This is a genomic window from Buttiauxella cochleicola (assembly GCF_021282435.1).
Classification (GTDB): Bacteria; Pseudomonadota; Gammaproteobacteria; order Enterobacterales; family Enterobacteriaceae; genus Buttiauxella; species Buttiauxella massiliensis.
The window spans coordinates 337,902-350,814 of the sequence record NZ_JAJSOT010000001.1 but is presented as its reverse complement, the minus strand read 5'-3'; the positions used below and the strand labels follow the sequence as shown (position 1 = coordinate 350,814).

Here is a 12,913-nt window from a genome sequence, read left to right as displayed (position 1 = left end):
GGAAAATATCATGACTTTACTTAATCCCTATTTCGGTGAGTTTGGTGGCATGTACGTGCCACAAATCCTGATGCCTGCACTGCGTCAGTTAGAAGAAGCTTTTGTAGCCGCACAAAGCGATGCTGAGTTTCAGGCTGAATTTAACGACCTGCTAAAAAACTATGCTGGCCGCCCAACGGCACTGACCAAATGTCGTAACCTGACAGCTGGCACCAAAACCACCTTGTATTTAAAACGTGAAGATTTACTGCACGGCGGCGCACACAAAACCAATCAGGTTCTCGGCCAGGCGCTGCTTGCTAAGAAAATGGGCAAAACTGAAATCATCGCCGAAACCGGTGCCGGTCAACATGGCGTGGCTTCCGCATTAGCCAGCGCCCTGCTCGGCCTGAAATGTCGCATTTATATGGGTGCAAAAGACGTTGAGCGCCAGTCGCCGAACGTGTTCCGTATGCGCCTGATGGGTGCTGAAGTGATTCCTGTACATAGCGGTTCTGCCACGCTCAAAGATGCCTGTAACGAAGCATTGCGTGACTGGTCTGGAAGCTACGACACCGCGCACTATATGCTCGGCACCGCAGCAGGCCCACATCCATTCCCGACCATCGTGCGAGAGTTCCAGCGCATGATCGGTGAAGAAACCAAAGCGCAGATCCTTGAAAAAGAAGGCCGCCTGCCAGATGCAGTTATCGCCTGTGTAGGCGGTGGTTCTAACGCAATCGGCATGTTTGCCGACTTTATCAACGATGCCAAAGTCGGCCTGATTGGTGTTGAACCAGCCGGGCACGGCATCGAAAGTGGTGAGCACGGCGCGCCACTTAAACATGGCCGTGTTGGCATCTATTTCGGGATGAAATCCCCAATGATGCAAACTGACGAAGGCCAGATTGAAGAGTCTTACTCTATCTCTGCTGGTTTGGATTTCCCGTCTGTCGGCCCTCAACATGCGCACCTGAATAGCATCGGTCGTGCAGATTATGTTTCGATTACCGATGACGAAGCACTGGAAGCATTCAAAACGCTATGTCGTAGTGAAGGTATTATCCCGGCGCTGGAATCTTCCCACGCACTGGCTCACGCGTTGAAAATGATCAAAGAGAACCCGGAAAAAGAACAGCTGCTGGTGGTAAACCTCTCCGGCCGTGGTGACAAAGACATCTTCACCGTTCACGACATTCTTAAAGCGCGAGGGGAAATCTAATGGAACGTTATCAACACGCATTTGAACAGTTGCAAGCTCGTGGTGAAGGCGCTTTTGTTCCCTTCGTTACTCTGGGCGATCCGTCGCCAGAGCAGTCACTAAAGATTATCGACACACTGATTGAAGCGGGTGCAGATGCGCTGGAGTTGGGCATTCCCTTCTCCGACCCGCTGGCAGATGGCCCGACCATTCAAAACGCGGCTCTGCGTGCTTTTGCCGCTGGTGTCACACCAACGCAGTGTTTCGAAATGCTGGCCGTTATTCGCCAGAAGCACCCGACGATTCCGATTGGCTTGTTGATGTATGCCAACCTGGTGTTTAGCCGTGGGATTGATGAGTTTTATGCGCTTTGCGAGAAAGTGGGTGTCGATTCTGTATTGATTGCTGATGTGCCAATCGAAGAGTCTGCGCCATTCCGCCAGGCAGCGATGCGCCATAACGTCGCACCAATCTTCATTTGTCCGCCAAATGCAGATGACGCGCTGCTGCGTGAAATCGCGACCCATGGCCGTGGTTATACCTACCTGCTTTCTCGTGCCGGTGTCACGGGTGCAGAAACGCGCGCCCAGTTGCCGCTGCATCATCTGGTAGAAAAACTGACTGAATTTGGTGCCGCACCATCACTTCAGGGCTTTGGGATTTCTGAACCATCGCAGGTGAAAGATGCCATTGACGCGGGCGCTGCGGGTGCAATTTCTGGCTCAGCGATCGTGAAGATTATTGAGAAGAACCTTGATAAGCCTGACGTGATGTTAAGTGAGCTGAAAGCGTTTGTTCAGAGTTTGAAAGCCGCGACAGTCGCAGCCTAAGTCGACAAAAGGCCGGAGCAATTCCGGCCTCTTTTCATCACAAATACATTAAAAACGATAACCTGCCGAGAACATAAATACCCACGGGTCAATCCGCGTCTTGATATTCTGCTCTTCACCACCAGCTTTAAACTTCACTTCGGTATCGATATCCATATACCAGACGGACATGTTCAACAGCCAATTATCGTTGACCATATAATCCAGCCCAACCTGACCCGCAGCCCCCCAGGAATCTTTCACGCTAAGATCGGTTAAGCCTGCATCTTTGCCAGTCTGATTAAAGTCGGTATCAAAAAAGGTGGTGTAGTTAATGCCGGCGCCAACATACGGACGCACTTTGCTTTTCGCATCACCAAAGTACCACTGTGCCATCAGTGTTGGCGGCAGTTGGCGAACGGTAGCCAGATCACCTGTCGGACCTAAACCAACACGGTGGCGAAATGGTGTAGCCGCAAGCAACTCGATGCCGATGTTATCGGTCACCATATAGTCAAATGTCAGTCCCAGTTGGGTATTGTTGCTGACGCTAAAACCGCCCATGCCAAGCACATTGTCAGAGCCTTCCGTTGGGCGAACGGTTGCTGAACCCACGCGCATGAAGAATTCCCCTTGTTGATGCGCCAATGCTTCGCCAGATAAACAGGTTAATGCAAGTAACGCCACAGACAACTTTTTCATAGCCCTCTCCTTGTTATGGTTTTATAAGCGGGCTGAATATACTCAATTTTGGGTACAAGTTGATCTAACACCGATCACACTTCGCCGGGTAATTTAACATTTAATGATCTGGATTAATTTTTCACATTTTGCTTAAAGTCGTAACTTTGGTGTCGTTTGATCCATAACCCGACATAATCTGGCACGAGTAATATTATTTAGAACCAAATACAAAATGGGCAGTACTGTTCAGTAACAGTGCTGCCCATTTGTCTAAGATGTGATGAATTATCGCTTTATCACCAAAACCGCATCCTCCCTTTGATGTTGGAAGATAAAGGTGAGCAATTAACCGTTGAGATGCCAGGACAACTTATTAGCAACGATATTGATGTCATGGCTGACGGAATACGCAGCGGTCTGGGAATAGGAAGAATGTTTGAGCCGGTGTATGAATTGCAGCCCGATAAAGAGCAATTTATCCCGGTGATGACGCCTTACTGGAAAATCTATCCACCGGTTAATCTTTACTATTTAAAAAGCACCGGCAAGGCAAAGCGAGTCAAGGCACTGATTGATTTCTTAATAATGAAAACAAAATAATAGTCATCAACATAACCTGTCTTAACATGCGCGGTCGCTTGTTGCGCTAGCTGAATGAAAGATGCGCTGATGTATTTTCTATCATTTATTAAAATTTAAAATTAAATACATTTTTTAAATTATCCCATTATTTTGGGGGAGCATTGTGCAATGCTTAATACTCAACAGACATTGTGGAGCAGTTTTTTGAGGATATCTTCTGCAGTAAGTTAAACCTCGATTTCCAGCTACACTGAACTATAAATTTATCTTAGTTCATCATTTGTTTAAGGGATAACATGGCTTTAACGCGCAGAGAGTTTTATAAATTCGCTCTGGGATCGGTGGTCGGTTTAGCCGTCCTCAGACAATCTCCCTCAGTGCTTGCGGACTCACGTCCACTACAAATCACCTTAAAGCATGGAGCAGGAGATAAAGGGGAAACTCTCGGTGGTCTCCCTCCCGCTAATTCCATGTGTTCGGTCACTGACTTTGATTATCAACTTAAGTATCAGCGCGCTTTCGAAGCGGTGTTGTGCTACATGCCTGCGGTAGCGATTTACAGTTTTCGCCGCGCAGCATTTGAAAATTTAGGGCTAAAGGATAATGACATAATCGCTTACTCAGCCCCGGCAACACCTAAGCTTGAAGCCATTACCGCGAACAGCACTACACCTTACATCACCGCTTTTACCGACTTGCGCAATGGGCCGGTTGTTCTGGAATTACCCGCAGCGGGAAGCGATGGCAGCCTGTACGGGCAGATTGTGGATGCCTGGCAATTCACCATTGCCGACGTTGGCCCGGCGGGGCTTGATAAAGGCAAAGGGGGCAAGTTTTTATTAACTCCGCCAGGCTATAAAGAGGCGGTGCCACCAGGTTATATCCATATCCCGTCGCCTAATTACCGCGTTGCTTTCGCTTTCCGTTCTGTACCTGTTGCAGGCAAAACCTCGCAAGATGCCTACCATTATTCAAAACGCCTGCGGATGTACAATTTATCGCAAGCGGATTCACCGCCCACGCAGCGCTTTGTCGATCCCATCAATGACCGTTACCCGACGCTGCCCTATTACGATGAGCGGCATTTCAAAGATTTGCATGCAATAGCCAGCGTAGAGCCTGTCAGGGAACAGGACAAAATCATGATGGGCATGCTTTCTTCTCTGGGAATTAATCAAGGCGAGGCTTTTAATCCTGACGAGAAAACCACCAAAGCAATACGCCAGGCGGCCATTGATGCCTGGTTTTACCTGCAAAACTGGTTCGATAATATTCCCAAAGACAAGCTGTACTGGCCGGACAGGCATTATGCGTCTCTGCTGATGGCCGATAAAAATAAAACATTCACCTTCGTCTACGACGATAAGACCGACATTATTGAACGGGCCGCAGAGTATTTCTGGTGTACTTATATGCCGAAAGAACTGACCGACTCTCCCGCGACGCAATATCTGATGTCGATGGCTGATAAGAATGGAAACCTGCTCGAAGCGGGTAAGCTATATAAAATTAATATCCCTGCAAAAATGCCGGTTAAACAATTCTGGGCATTAACCGTTTATAACCGCGACACCATGTCCTTTATTTACAGCCCATCAGAAAGAACCACCTTGTCGTCGTATGACCTGGAAAAAATGAAAAAAGAAGCCGATGGCAGCGTTAATATTTACGTCGGGCCGCAAGCGCCTCAGGGGCTGGAAAATAACTGGATCCCCACCAGTGGGAAACGTCCATTACCCGCGATGCGTTTTTATGGCCCAACGGAAGAATTAAACAATAAAACTTTTAAGTTGAATGACTTCGAGTTAGTCAGCCTGTGATTCATGTGAAAACCAGACATGACCAAACATATTTTCCTGAAAGGAAACACCAATGCTTAATCTAAAACCTTTAGCCAAAGCGATACTGTTAACCGGGTTGCTTGGTGCCTCTTCCCTCACGCTGGCACAGACCCAGGCGCAGACCTGGCATGATCCATTGCTGACATTGCAGGGCACGCCGGACGTGGTTAACAAAGGCCTTGATGTTGACGGTTACAGCTCGGCAATTTCTGCCTGGAGTTGGGGATACCCGATCGTGCGTATGGAACAAGTAGTGCGTGATTACACCAACGTGCCGTCACCCAAACCGGCAACCAGTTACCGCGCCCCTCTGAACCAGATTGGCTGGGCGACAGAACTGGCGACACCTGACGCAAAAGATATGCCGACCGCCAACAATGACACGCTGTACATGAGCGCCGTCGTGAAGTTGGATGAGCCTTATATTCTCACCGTTCCTGATACGCATGACCGCTATTACGTGGTTGATGTATTCGATATGTGGCAGGAGCTGGAGCACTACATCGGCAGAAGAACCACCGGCACGCAGGCGGGGAAATTCGTCTTAGTCCCACCAGGCTGGAAAGGCGAGCTGCCCGCTGATGCGAAAGTACTGCATGTTTCAACCAACAAAATCTGGCTGTGGGGGCGTTTGCGCGTCAAACAGGGCGAGGACATGGCGCCTCTTCATCAGCTACAAAATGAATTTAAACTCACTTCACTTAGCGGGAAAGTTTATTCCGACACCCTGCCACCGCTGCCTGAATTGAAAAATGATGGCCTCGATTTCTTCCGCCTGTTAGCCGCTGCGCTGAAAGAGAACCCGGTCAAACCTGAGGATAAAGGTTTGTTCGGGCAGTTCAGTCGTATTGGCCTGACGGACAGCGGATTTAATCCTGAAGCTGTGCCAAAGGTGATGATTGATGGCGTGAAGCGCGGCTTGGCAGATGCGCCAAACGTAGCGGCTTCAACATTGACCAGCACCTCCGAAGACCGAAACGGCTGGAGTTACGTGCGGGGGCTGGATTCCTTTGGCTATAACTACCCGTTACGTGCGCTGGTTTCCGGGCCGTACCTTGGTGGACAGGGTGAGAAAGAGGCCGTCTACCCTATCCGCTATAACGACAGCGAGAATGAGCCACTGACCGGAGCTAATGATTACACCATCAAGCTGCCGAGCGAGCCGCCGGTGAACGCCTTCTGGTCAATCACCATGTACGATGCCAAAACCAAAATGCTGGTTAGCAACGAGCTGAATCGCTACAAAGTGGGTACCGACACGGAAGGCCTGGTTAAGGGTTCTGATGGCAGTATTAATGTTTCTCTTAGCCACAAAAAACCTACCGACCCGAACGTAAACTGGTTGCCTGCACCTGAGGGCAACTTCTATCTGCTATTCCGTATGTATCAACCTAAAGACGCGGTCATGAATAATGAATGGAAGCTGCCGCAGGTGACAAAAAGTCAATGATGATAGTTGGTCTTGATGCAGTGTAAATCACTCAGGGACAGGCTGAGAGAGTCGCTGTGTAAGGGTCCGTAATATCTTTAATTACGGACCCTTTGGGCTGACGTGTTTTCGAGTATACAGAGTCTGCCAGCAACAACGCTTTCAGACTGCGCTGAGCATGAAGCGGACATATTCCACTTGCTAAAAGAGTTAAAGAACTAGAGTCGTGCAAACATAATTTATTTGTATCCATAAGTGGCGAAATGTAACTCCTTGGTTATATTTAAAAAATGAAAATGGTCAGCGGACATTTTTATTATTTGAATTAATGAATGATTTCCAGAAGTAATTATTCGGTAAGGCTGAGTAGTTAGAAGATTTTCACATGAGGGGTTCAAATGAGACTTACGTTGATCGTCAAAAGTCTTGCACTGGCAGGGTTACTCTCTTCCAGCGCACTGACACCTTTATTCGCGCAGGAAGCACCAAAAGGTGCCACCGCGTCAACAAAACAAGCTAACGATGCACTTTATAACCAGCTTCCTTTCTCCGATAACACCGATTTCACGAATGCCCACAAAGGCTTTATCGCCGCTTTACCTCAGGAGGTGATTAAAGGCGAGCAGGGAAATGTTATCTGGAACCCACAACAGTATGCATTTATCAAAGAAGGGGAAAAATCCCCTGACACTGTAAACCCGAGCCTTTGGCGACAGTCTCAGTTGATCAATATCAGCGGTCTGTTTGAAGTGACTGAGGGCGTTTACCAGATCCGTAACCTCGATTTATCCAACATGACCATCATTGAGGGTAAAGAAGGGATCACCGTCGTTGACCCGCTGGTTTCGGCAGAAACAGCAAAAGTCGGCATGGATTTGTACTTCAAAAATCGCGGTAATAAACCTGTTGTCGCCATCATTTATACCCATAGCCACGTTGACCACTATGGCGGCGTGCGGGGTGTGGTCGATGAAGCGGATGTGAAATCCGGGAAGGTCAAAGTTTATGCGCCAGCAGGCTTCATGGAAGCAGCGGTCGCGGAAAACATTATGGCGGGCAATGTCATGAGCCGCCGTGCCAGCTATATGTATGGCAACCTCCTGAAACCTGAAGCCACCGGCCAGGTCGGCGCGGGTCTGGGCACCACGACATCAGCGGGTACCGTGACGCTGATTGCACCCACCAACATCATTGAAAAAGATGGTCAGAAGGAAGTCATTGATGGCCTGACTTATGACTTCATGCTGGCTCCGGGTTCAGAAGCCCCGTCGGAAATGCTGTGGTATATCGAAGAGAAGAAACTCATCGAAGCCGCAGAGGATGTGACTCACACTCTGCACAATACTTATTCCCTGCGCGGTGCGAAAATTCGTGAACCGCTACCATGGTCGAAATACATCAACGAAGCCATCGTGCGTTGGGGTGACAAAGCCGAAATCATTATGGCTCAGCACCACTGGCCGACATGGGGTAACGAAAACGTGGTTGGCCTGCTGAAAAGCCAGCGTGACCTGTATCGTTATATCAACGACCAGACCCTGCGCATGGCCAACGAAGGTCTGACACGCGATGAAATTGCTGCCAACTTCAAACTGCCAGACAGCCTGGCGAAGACCTGGGCTAACCGCGGCTATTACGGCTCCATCAGCCATGACGTGAAAGCAACGTATGTGCTGTATCTCGGCTGGTTCGACGGCAACCCGGCAACGCTTGATGAATTACCGCCGGAAGAAGCGGCTAAGAAATTTGTTGAATACATGGGCGGTGCCGATGCGATTCTTCAGAAAGCAAAAACCGACTTTGACCAGGGTAACTATCGTTGGGTTGCTCAGGTAGTGAGTAAAGTGGTGTTTGCCGATCCAAATAACCAGAATGCGCGTAACCTGGAAGCGGACGCACTGGAACAACTGGGTTATCAGGCGGAGTCTGGCCCATGGCGTAACTTCTACCTGACCGGTGCTCAGGAGCTGCGTAATGGTGTGGTTAAAGGCCCAACACCGAATACCGCAAGCCCGGATACCGTTCGTGCGATGACGCCTGAAATGTTCTTCGATTTCCTGGCGGTACATATCAACGGTGAAAAAGCGGGTAATGCCAAGGCGGTATTTAATATCGACCTGGGCAGCGACGGCGGTAAGTACAAGCTGGAGCTGGAAAACGGCGTGCTAAACCATACGCCAAATGCTGAAGCGAAAGACGCTGATGCCACGATTGCGCTGAACCGTGACACGCTGAATAAAATCATCCTGAAAGAAGAAACCCTGAAGCAGGCTGAAGATAAAGGCGAGGTTAAGGTCACCGGTAATGGTGCGAAGCTCGATGAGATGTTGGGCTATATGGACAAGTTCGAGTTCTGGTTCAATATCGTTACACCATAAATAATTCCCCTGCGGCCTCAGTGCTGCAGGGGATTTTTTTCAGCTAATCCTATGCGTCTTTCATACTCGATTTTGCCTTCAATATTATGCCTTGGTTCCTCTTATGCCTATGCCGCGCAAGACCATGCCCCGGATGCAGCGCAGGCAAATAACCCTCTGGCGAATATGACTGCATTTAATATGCAGAACTATTACATCGGGGATGTGAGTGGTACGGATCAGGATGCCAATCAGTTCTGGTTCCGTTATGCGCAACCTTTTTCACTAGGTGACAGCAAATGGCTGTTGCGTGGTTCATTACCAATTAATACCTATCCGGTTGCGCCGACCGGTGGTCATAAAACAGGTTTAGGTGATTTGAACTTATTTGCGTCATGGCTTATTGATACCGGCAATCCGGCAGTGAGTTTTGGATGAGTTTTGGTTTCGGTCCGCAAATTACGGCGCCGACAGCAACTGAAGATGCGCTGGGAACTGAGAAATGGTCTGCAGGTCTGGTTAATGTGCTCTTCGATGCCAGTTCGCCAAAATTCCAGTACGGTTATCTGGCCTCATGGCAGCATAGCTTTGCCGGAGAAGACAACCGCAGTGATGTGAATCTGGGCACTTTCCAGCCATTTTTATTCTACCAGTTGGGTGGCGGCACTTACGTATCAGCTGTTACAAACGCGTTAATCTTGTTGATGATCTCTGAGGTATCCATAGAAACGTACTCCATTACACCTAACCAGATAATGTTACTTTTATCAAAACCTTGATAATGAAACTGGTATTTAAGCCCTGGAGCACAGACAAGCAAATCAGCCTTACGGGCAATCAGTACTTCAATATCAGACTCCGTGTCATCTGAGACCGCCTCCCAAAGCAACCCCTTTCTGTCGAGCTCTCTTTGCAACGCTTTGATAAACTTCTCGGTAAGAAAGTAAGGAAAATATCCGCCTTGTAACGGCGAACGACCTAACATTGGGCTTGGGCGATGGATAAAGTAAATCGTTCTGTTGGCCATAAGTCTCCCTGAAAACACGATTCTTTAATGCTGCGGCTTCCATTTTATGAGCTTTGAGATTTTTTTTTCAATATCCAAGTCGCTTTATTGGTTAATTGCAGTTACCTGATAAAGGGCCAGTTAATGTTATGTAACCACTCTTCTCCAGCATAACGCTGACTCCCTTCAACGCTACATTGACAGACAGCTTTTGGCACTCACCAGCCCACCAGGCAGAACCACGTCGTCTATGAGAGACAACTGATTGTTTCCGATTTAAATCGCACAACATGGCTGTTCATATGATCTCATTCAGTCGGGTCAAATAGCCCTTACCTAGTGCTTTCAGCCAGGCCATAACGTCAGCATCAATTCGCATGCGATATATATGAAATCGTTTGAGAAAGGGTAATTCGATGATTTTAATCCATAATAATCAAACTTCAGGTGTACAAAACCTCACCGGTTCAGATATGTTATTCCCTGACACCCACACTATTCAGAGGGCTTCCGATGACCGATTTCGTTTTTTTCAAAAAGGGTAAGCAAATCACCGCACTGGAAAAATCAGATGCTGATGGTGCTGCTCAGCTTGCAAATCAGGGCTATGAAAAACAGTTTGAAGAAATAGACGCGCCCGATCCTGAAAAAGCTCTTCTTCGTTTTGTAGATATCCGAAATGAAGAGGTCGAGACAGAGCATGCATTCACAACAGGTGCCGTATTCAGTGCTATCTGCAGCGTATTTCTTAAATAGCCTTCATCCGGCGGTTTTTCACCTGACGTCGTCATGAGGTTTATTGCCATAAAGCCTCATTTAACGAAACATGAGTTACTAATTGTAGTGTTTTACTAAAAGTGGCCAACGCATTGCTTTAACGTGAGTCCAGGGCGTTAACCCTGGGCACGATGCAGACTGCCAGGAGTTACAGTCCGCTCTGAGCGAAAGATGACTAAATTGTCTAATCACTTATCCAATTCGGTAATTGCCAGCTTAGCAACATTTAGTGCAATTGATGTTGCATCATTACTTTCGAGGGACCATGTTGTTGAAAGCCCACACCATGCAATTATCCATTTGAGAAGACGATCTCTATCCAGATCTGCCGTCTCGGCAACAATACTTAACCGCTGTTTAAATATCGTCGGTACAGTCGCGACACGAGGCACTGGATTACCAAGATCCGGATTAGTGAAAATATTGGCAAAGTCGAATCCCCGTTCCCCTATTAGTCCTTTTGGGTCAATGGCCAACCAGCCAGACGTTTCAAAATCAAGTACGTTACCGTGATGTAAGTCACCATGTAATGCAACCACATCACGTGGAGAAGAAAGCAATTCTTCTGAGATTTCTGCGCAACGTGTCAGGACACCACCATACTTCAGCGCTGCTGGTTTTAGAGGGTAAAACCACTCATGTAGTGATGTAAGCTGGGGTAATGGTTTTTTTGGGAATGTATGAAGCCTGTTCGCAGTAGTACACAAAATACGACAAGCAACATCATCCTGACCTTCTCGTGACATAGCTGACAGTGACGCGGTACCTGTGGCTCTTGAGAGAAGAATGGCTTCATTTTCATGTGCAATAACCTGCGCCGCGCCATTTCCTTCCCACCATGCCATTAGTGCATTGCCGGATTGTTCATCCTTATCATCCGTAACTTTTAACATGGCTTTAATACCATGTGTTGCTGTTTTGACCGGGAGTAACTGTGACGTATGAGTGATGAATGGAGTGCCATCAGGAATGAGATTCCAGCGGTTTAGCCAAGGTTTTAACTTGAACGTATCCATATAACTTTCTTTAGTATCCTAATAATTAAAGCGAGAAACAGGCATGCATTCATGCATTTTAACCCAAAGGTGATGAGCTTTCCTGGATGCTGTTTTAAGGCAACGTCCGCTCACACCCTGTCAACTCAGACCTCAATGGACTCAGATATCTCCAGAGCATCATCTACTTCAATATCCAGATAGCGGACATGGCTGCTCAGGCCAAAAATTTACAAAATTTTGACTTGGCTCAACACTTTTTTACCAACGAAGAGCTATTTATTTGCCGTTAAATCATATCGTCTCAATACAACAAAAAAGGAGGAATGATGATGTTGACCTATGATTGCTACCGTAACGCTATCACAACTGGCAGCCGTGTTATGGTGTTCAATAAAGGTCTGACTGGTGTTATTAAGACCATTCACGGCGAAGGTAAAACAGCCGAACAAATTCGTCGTTCTGAATGTGTTGAAATCGAAGGTTGCGAAGGTGTGTTCTGCCCGATGGAGTTGGTTAGACTTGAACTTCACTGATAGGGCTTATCGAGTCAACACATTGCTTTTACAAATAAGATAACCCTGAAACATATTGTTTAAGGCCACCGAATTGGTGGCCTTTTTTGAATTAGGCAACAGAGCACCGACGTTTTAAATATTCCCTTCTAATCCGGGTGATTTATTGCTTCACCCATACCAATTGATCAACTTTGAATCCCAGGCTGCGCGCAGTGTTCAGGTAATCCTGCTTTACCGCATCCGGAATGGTTGGTGTACGCGACAGTATCCATAGATAGTCACGGTTCGGACCACTCACCAGCGCGTACTGGTACTCATCATCGAGCCTTATCACGTTATAACCGCCGTAGAACGGACCAAAGAATGAAACCTTCAGCGCAGCGGTTGTAGGTGCGCCGGTGAATGAGGCTTTCCCTTCACTCTCATTCCACTTGTTGTTAATCGGATCATACCCACGATTGAGCACGCTAATAGCGCCATCGCTGCGCGTGCCATAGGTGGCAGTGACCTTCTCAAGGCCGCGTTCAAAGCGGTTTTCAAGGCGAGCGACTTCATACCATTTGCCAAGATAGCGGTTGGCATCAAAGTTAGTTATCGGTTGAACGCCTTTCGGTGGCGTGGGAGATTTACAAGCAACCAGTGTCAGTGCAATAGCAACACCGGTTACAACGGGCCATAGCTTCATAAGACCTCCTTTCATCTGCGCGGTTGGAAGTAAAGTGTAGTGCAAACACC

The 12,913-nt window shown here is 47.8% G+C and carries 13 protein-coding genes and 1 pseudogene; 9 read left to right on the top strand and 5 right to left on the bottom strand.

The features are described from left to right. Positions 1-7: 7 nt before the first annotated feature. Together trpB and trpA are read left to right on the top strand one after the other, a co-directional pair. On the top strand, positions 8-1,201 hold the full coding sequence (gene trpB, locus LVQ77_RS01590; RefSeq protein ID WP_034457050.1) for a tryptophan synthase subunit beta: 1,194 nt from the start codon (positions 8-10) through the stop codon (positions 1,199-1,201). Beyond that, positions 1,201-2,010 carry a tryptophan synthase subunit alpha gene (gene trpA, locus LVQ77_RS01585; RefSeq protein WP_151993622.1) on the top strand — a complete coding sequence of 270 codons (810 nt, stop codon included), beginning with the start codon at positions 1,201-1,203 and terminating at the stop codon, positions 2,008-2,010. The genes trpB and trpA overlap by 1 nt, the downstream gene beginning before the upstream one ends. 48 nt (positions 2,011-2,058) lie before the next feature. Here the strand turns inward: trpA and ompW are convergent, their stop codons facing one another. After that, the gene (ompW, locus tag LVQ77_RS01580) at positions 2,059-2,691 is read right to left on the bottom strand and encodes an outer membrane protein OmpW (protein ID WP_232903485.1); all 633 of its coding nucleotides are present in this window, start codon (positions 2,689-2,691) and stop codon (positions 2,059-2,061) included. Positions 2,692-2,950: 259 nt separating this feature from the next. On the opposite strand from ompW, the pseudogene LVQ77_RS01575 reads away from it, so the two are divergent. The 5 genes and pseudogenes from LVQ77_RS01575 to LVQ77_RS01555 all read left to right on the top strand — a co-directional run. Further along, positions 2,951-3,273: pseudogene (locus LVQ77_RS01575) on the top strand (type 2 periplasmic-binding domain-containing protein); the annotation flags it as partial. Positions 3,274-3,551: 278 nt separating this feature from the next. After that, positions 3,552-5,075 carry a DUF1254 domain-containing protein gene (locus LVQ77_RS01570; RefSeq protein ID WP_232903484.1) on the top strand — a complete coding sequence of 508 codons (1,524 nt, stop codon included), beginning with the start codon at positions 3,552-3,554 and terminating at the stop codon, positions 5,073-5,075. Between the two features lie 52 nt (positions 5,076-5,127). Further along, positions 5,128-6,546, top strand: coding sequence for a DUF1254 domain-containing protein (locus tag LVQ77_RS01565; protein WP_232903483.1), 1,419 nt, complete (start codon positions 5,128-5,130; stop codon positions 6,544-6,546). Between the two features lie 377 nt (positions 6,547-6,923). Continuing rightward, on the top strand, positions 6,924-8,903 hold the full coding sequence (locus tag LVQ77_RS01560; protein WP_232903482.1) for an alkyl/aryl-sulfatase: 1,980 nt from the start codon (positions 6,924-6,926) through the stop codon (positions 8,901-8,903). 51 nt (positions 8,904-8,954) lie between these two features. Next, the gene (locus tag LVQ77_RS01555) at positions 8,955-9,320 is read left to right on the top strand and encodes a hypothetical protein (protein ID WP_232863621.1); all 366 of its coding nucleotides are present in this window, start codon (positions 8,955-8,957) and stop codon (positions 9,318-9,320) included. Positions 9,321-9,549: 229 nt separating this feature from the next. On the opposite strand, the gene LVQ77_RS01550 is transcribed toward LVQ77_RS01555, so the two are convergent. Then, positions 9,550-9,909 (bottom strand): hypothetical protein, encoded by a 360-nt coding sequence (locus LVQ77_RS01550; protein ID WP_232863620.1) that lies wholly within the window; start codon positions 9,907-9,909, stop codon positions 9,550-9,552. A 277-nt stretch (positions 9,910-10,186) separates the two neighbouring features. After that, positions 10,187-10,267 (bottom strand): BrnA antitoxin family protein, encoded by an 81-nt coding sequence (locus tag LVQ77_RS01545; RefSeq protein WP_370639821.1) that lies wholly within the window; start codon positions 10,265-10,267, stop codon positions 10,187-10,189. Between the two features lie 134 nt (positions 10,268-10,401). Between LVQ77_RS01545 and LVQ77_RS01540 the strand changes: the two genes are divergently transcribed. Beyond that, complete coding sequence (locus tag LVQ77_RS01540; RefSeq protein ID WP_232863619.1) at positions 10,402-10,644, top strand: hypothetical protein; 243 nt, start codon at positions 10,402-10,404, stop codon at positions 10,642-10,644. A gap of 209 nt (positions 10,645-10,853) precedes the next feature. On the opposite strand, the gene LVQ77_RS01535 is transcribed toward LVQ77_RS01540, so the two are convergent. Further along, the gene (locus LVQ77_RS01535; RefSeq protein WP_232863618.1) at positions 10,854-11,681 is read right to left on the bottom strand and encodes an aminoglycoside phosphotransferase family protein; all 828 of its coding nucleotides are present in this window, start codon (positions 11,679-11,681) and stop codon (positions 10,854-10,856) included. Between the two features lie 311 nt (positions 11,682-11,992). Between LVQ77_RS01535 and ydfZ the strand changes: the two genes are divergently transcribed. After that, positions 11,993-12,196, top strand: a complete 204-nt coding sequence (gene ydfZ, locus LVQ77_RS01530; RefSeq protein ID WP_064511879.1) for a putative selenium delivery protein YdfZ — start codon at positions 11,993-11,995, stop codon at positions 12,194-12,196. A 142-nt stretch (positions 12,197-12,338) separates the two neighbouring features. On the opposite strand, the gene LVQ77_RS01525 is transcribed toward ydfZ, so the two are convergent. Then, complete coding sequence (locus LVQ77_RS01525; RefSeq protein WP_232863617.1) at positions 12,339-12,863, bottom strand: lipocalin family protein; 525 nt, start codon at positions 12,861-12,863, stop codon at positions 12,339-12,341. Positions 12,864-12,913 lie beyond the last annotated feature (50 nt).

Coding starts and splice junctions, on each gene's coding strand:
- LVQ77_RS01535 (WP_232863618.1), bottom strand. CDS start 11,681: ATGGATACGTTCAAGTTAAAACCTTGGCTAAACCGCTGGAATCTCATT.
- LVQ77_RS01550 (WP_232863620.1), bottom strand. CDS start 9,909: ATGGCCAACAGAACGATTTACTTTATCCATCGCCCAAGCCCAATGTTA.
- LVQ77_RS01545 (WP_370639821.1), bottom strand. CDS start 10,267: ATGCGAATTGATGCTGACGTTATGGCCTGGCTGAAAGCACTAGGTAAG.
- trpA (WP_151993622.1), top strand. CDS start 1,201: ATGGAACGTTATCAACACGCATTTGAACAGTTGCAAGCTCGTGGTGAA.
- LVQ77_RS01525 (WP_232863617.1), bottom strand. CDS start 12,863: ATGAAGCTATGGCCCGTTGTAACCGGTGTTGCTATTGCACTGACACTG.
- LVQ77_RS01565 (WP_232903483.1), top strand. CDS start 5,128: ATGCTTAATCTAAAACCTTTAGCCAAAGCGATACTGTTAACCGGGTTG.
- LVQ77_RS01570 (WP_232903484.1), top strand. CDS start 3,552: ATGGCTTTAACGCGCAGAGAGTTTTATAAATTCGCTCTGGGATCGGTG.
- ompW (WP_232903485.1), bottom strand. CDS start 2,691: ATGAAAAAGTTGTCTGTGGCGTTACTTGCATTAACCTGTTTATCTGGC.
- LVQ77_RS01555 (WP_232863621.1), top strand. CDS start 8,955: ATGCGTCTTTCATACTCGATTTTGCCTTCAATATTATGCCTTGGTTCC.
- LVQ77_RS01540 (WP_232863619.1), top strand. CDS start 10,402: ATGACCGATTTCGTTTTTTTCAAAAAGGGTAAGCAAATCACCGCACTG.
- ydfZ (WP_064511879.1), top strand. CDS start 11,993: ATGTTGACCTATGATTGCTACCGTAACGCTATCACAACTGGCAGCCGT.
- LVQ77_RS01560 (WP_232903482.1), top strand. CDS start 6,924: ATGAGACTTACGTTGATCGTCAAAAGTCTTGCACTGGCAGGGTTACTC.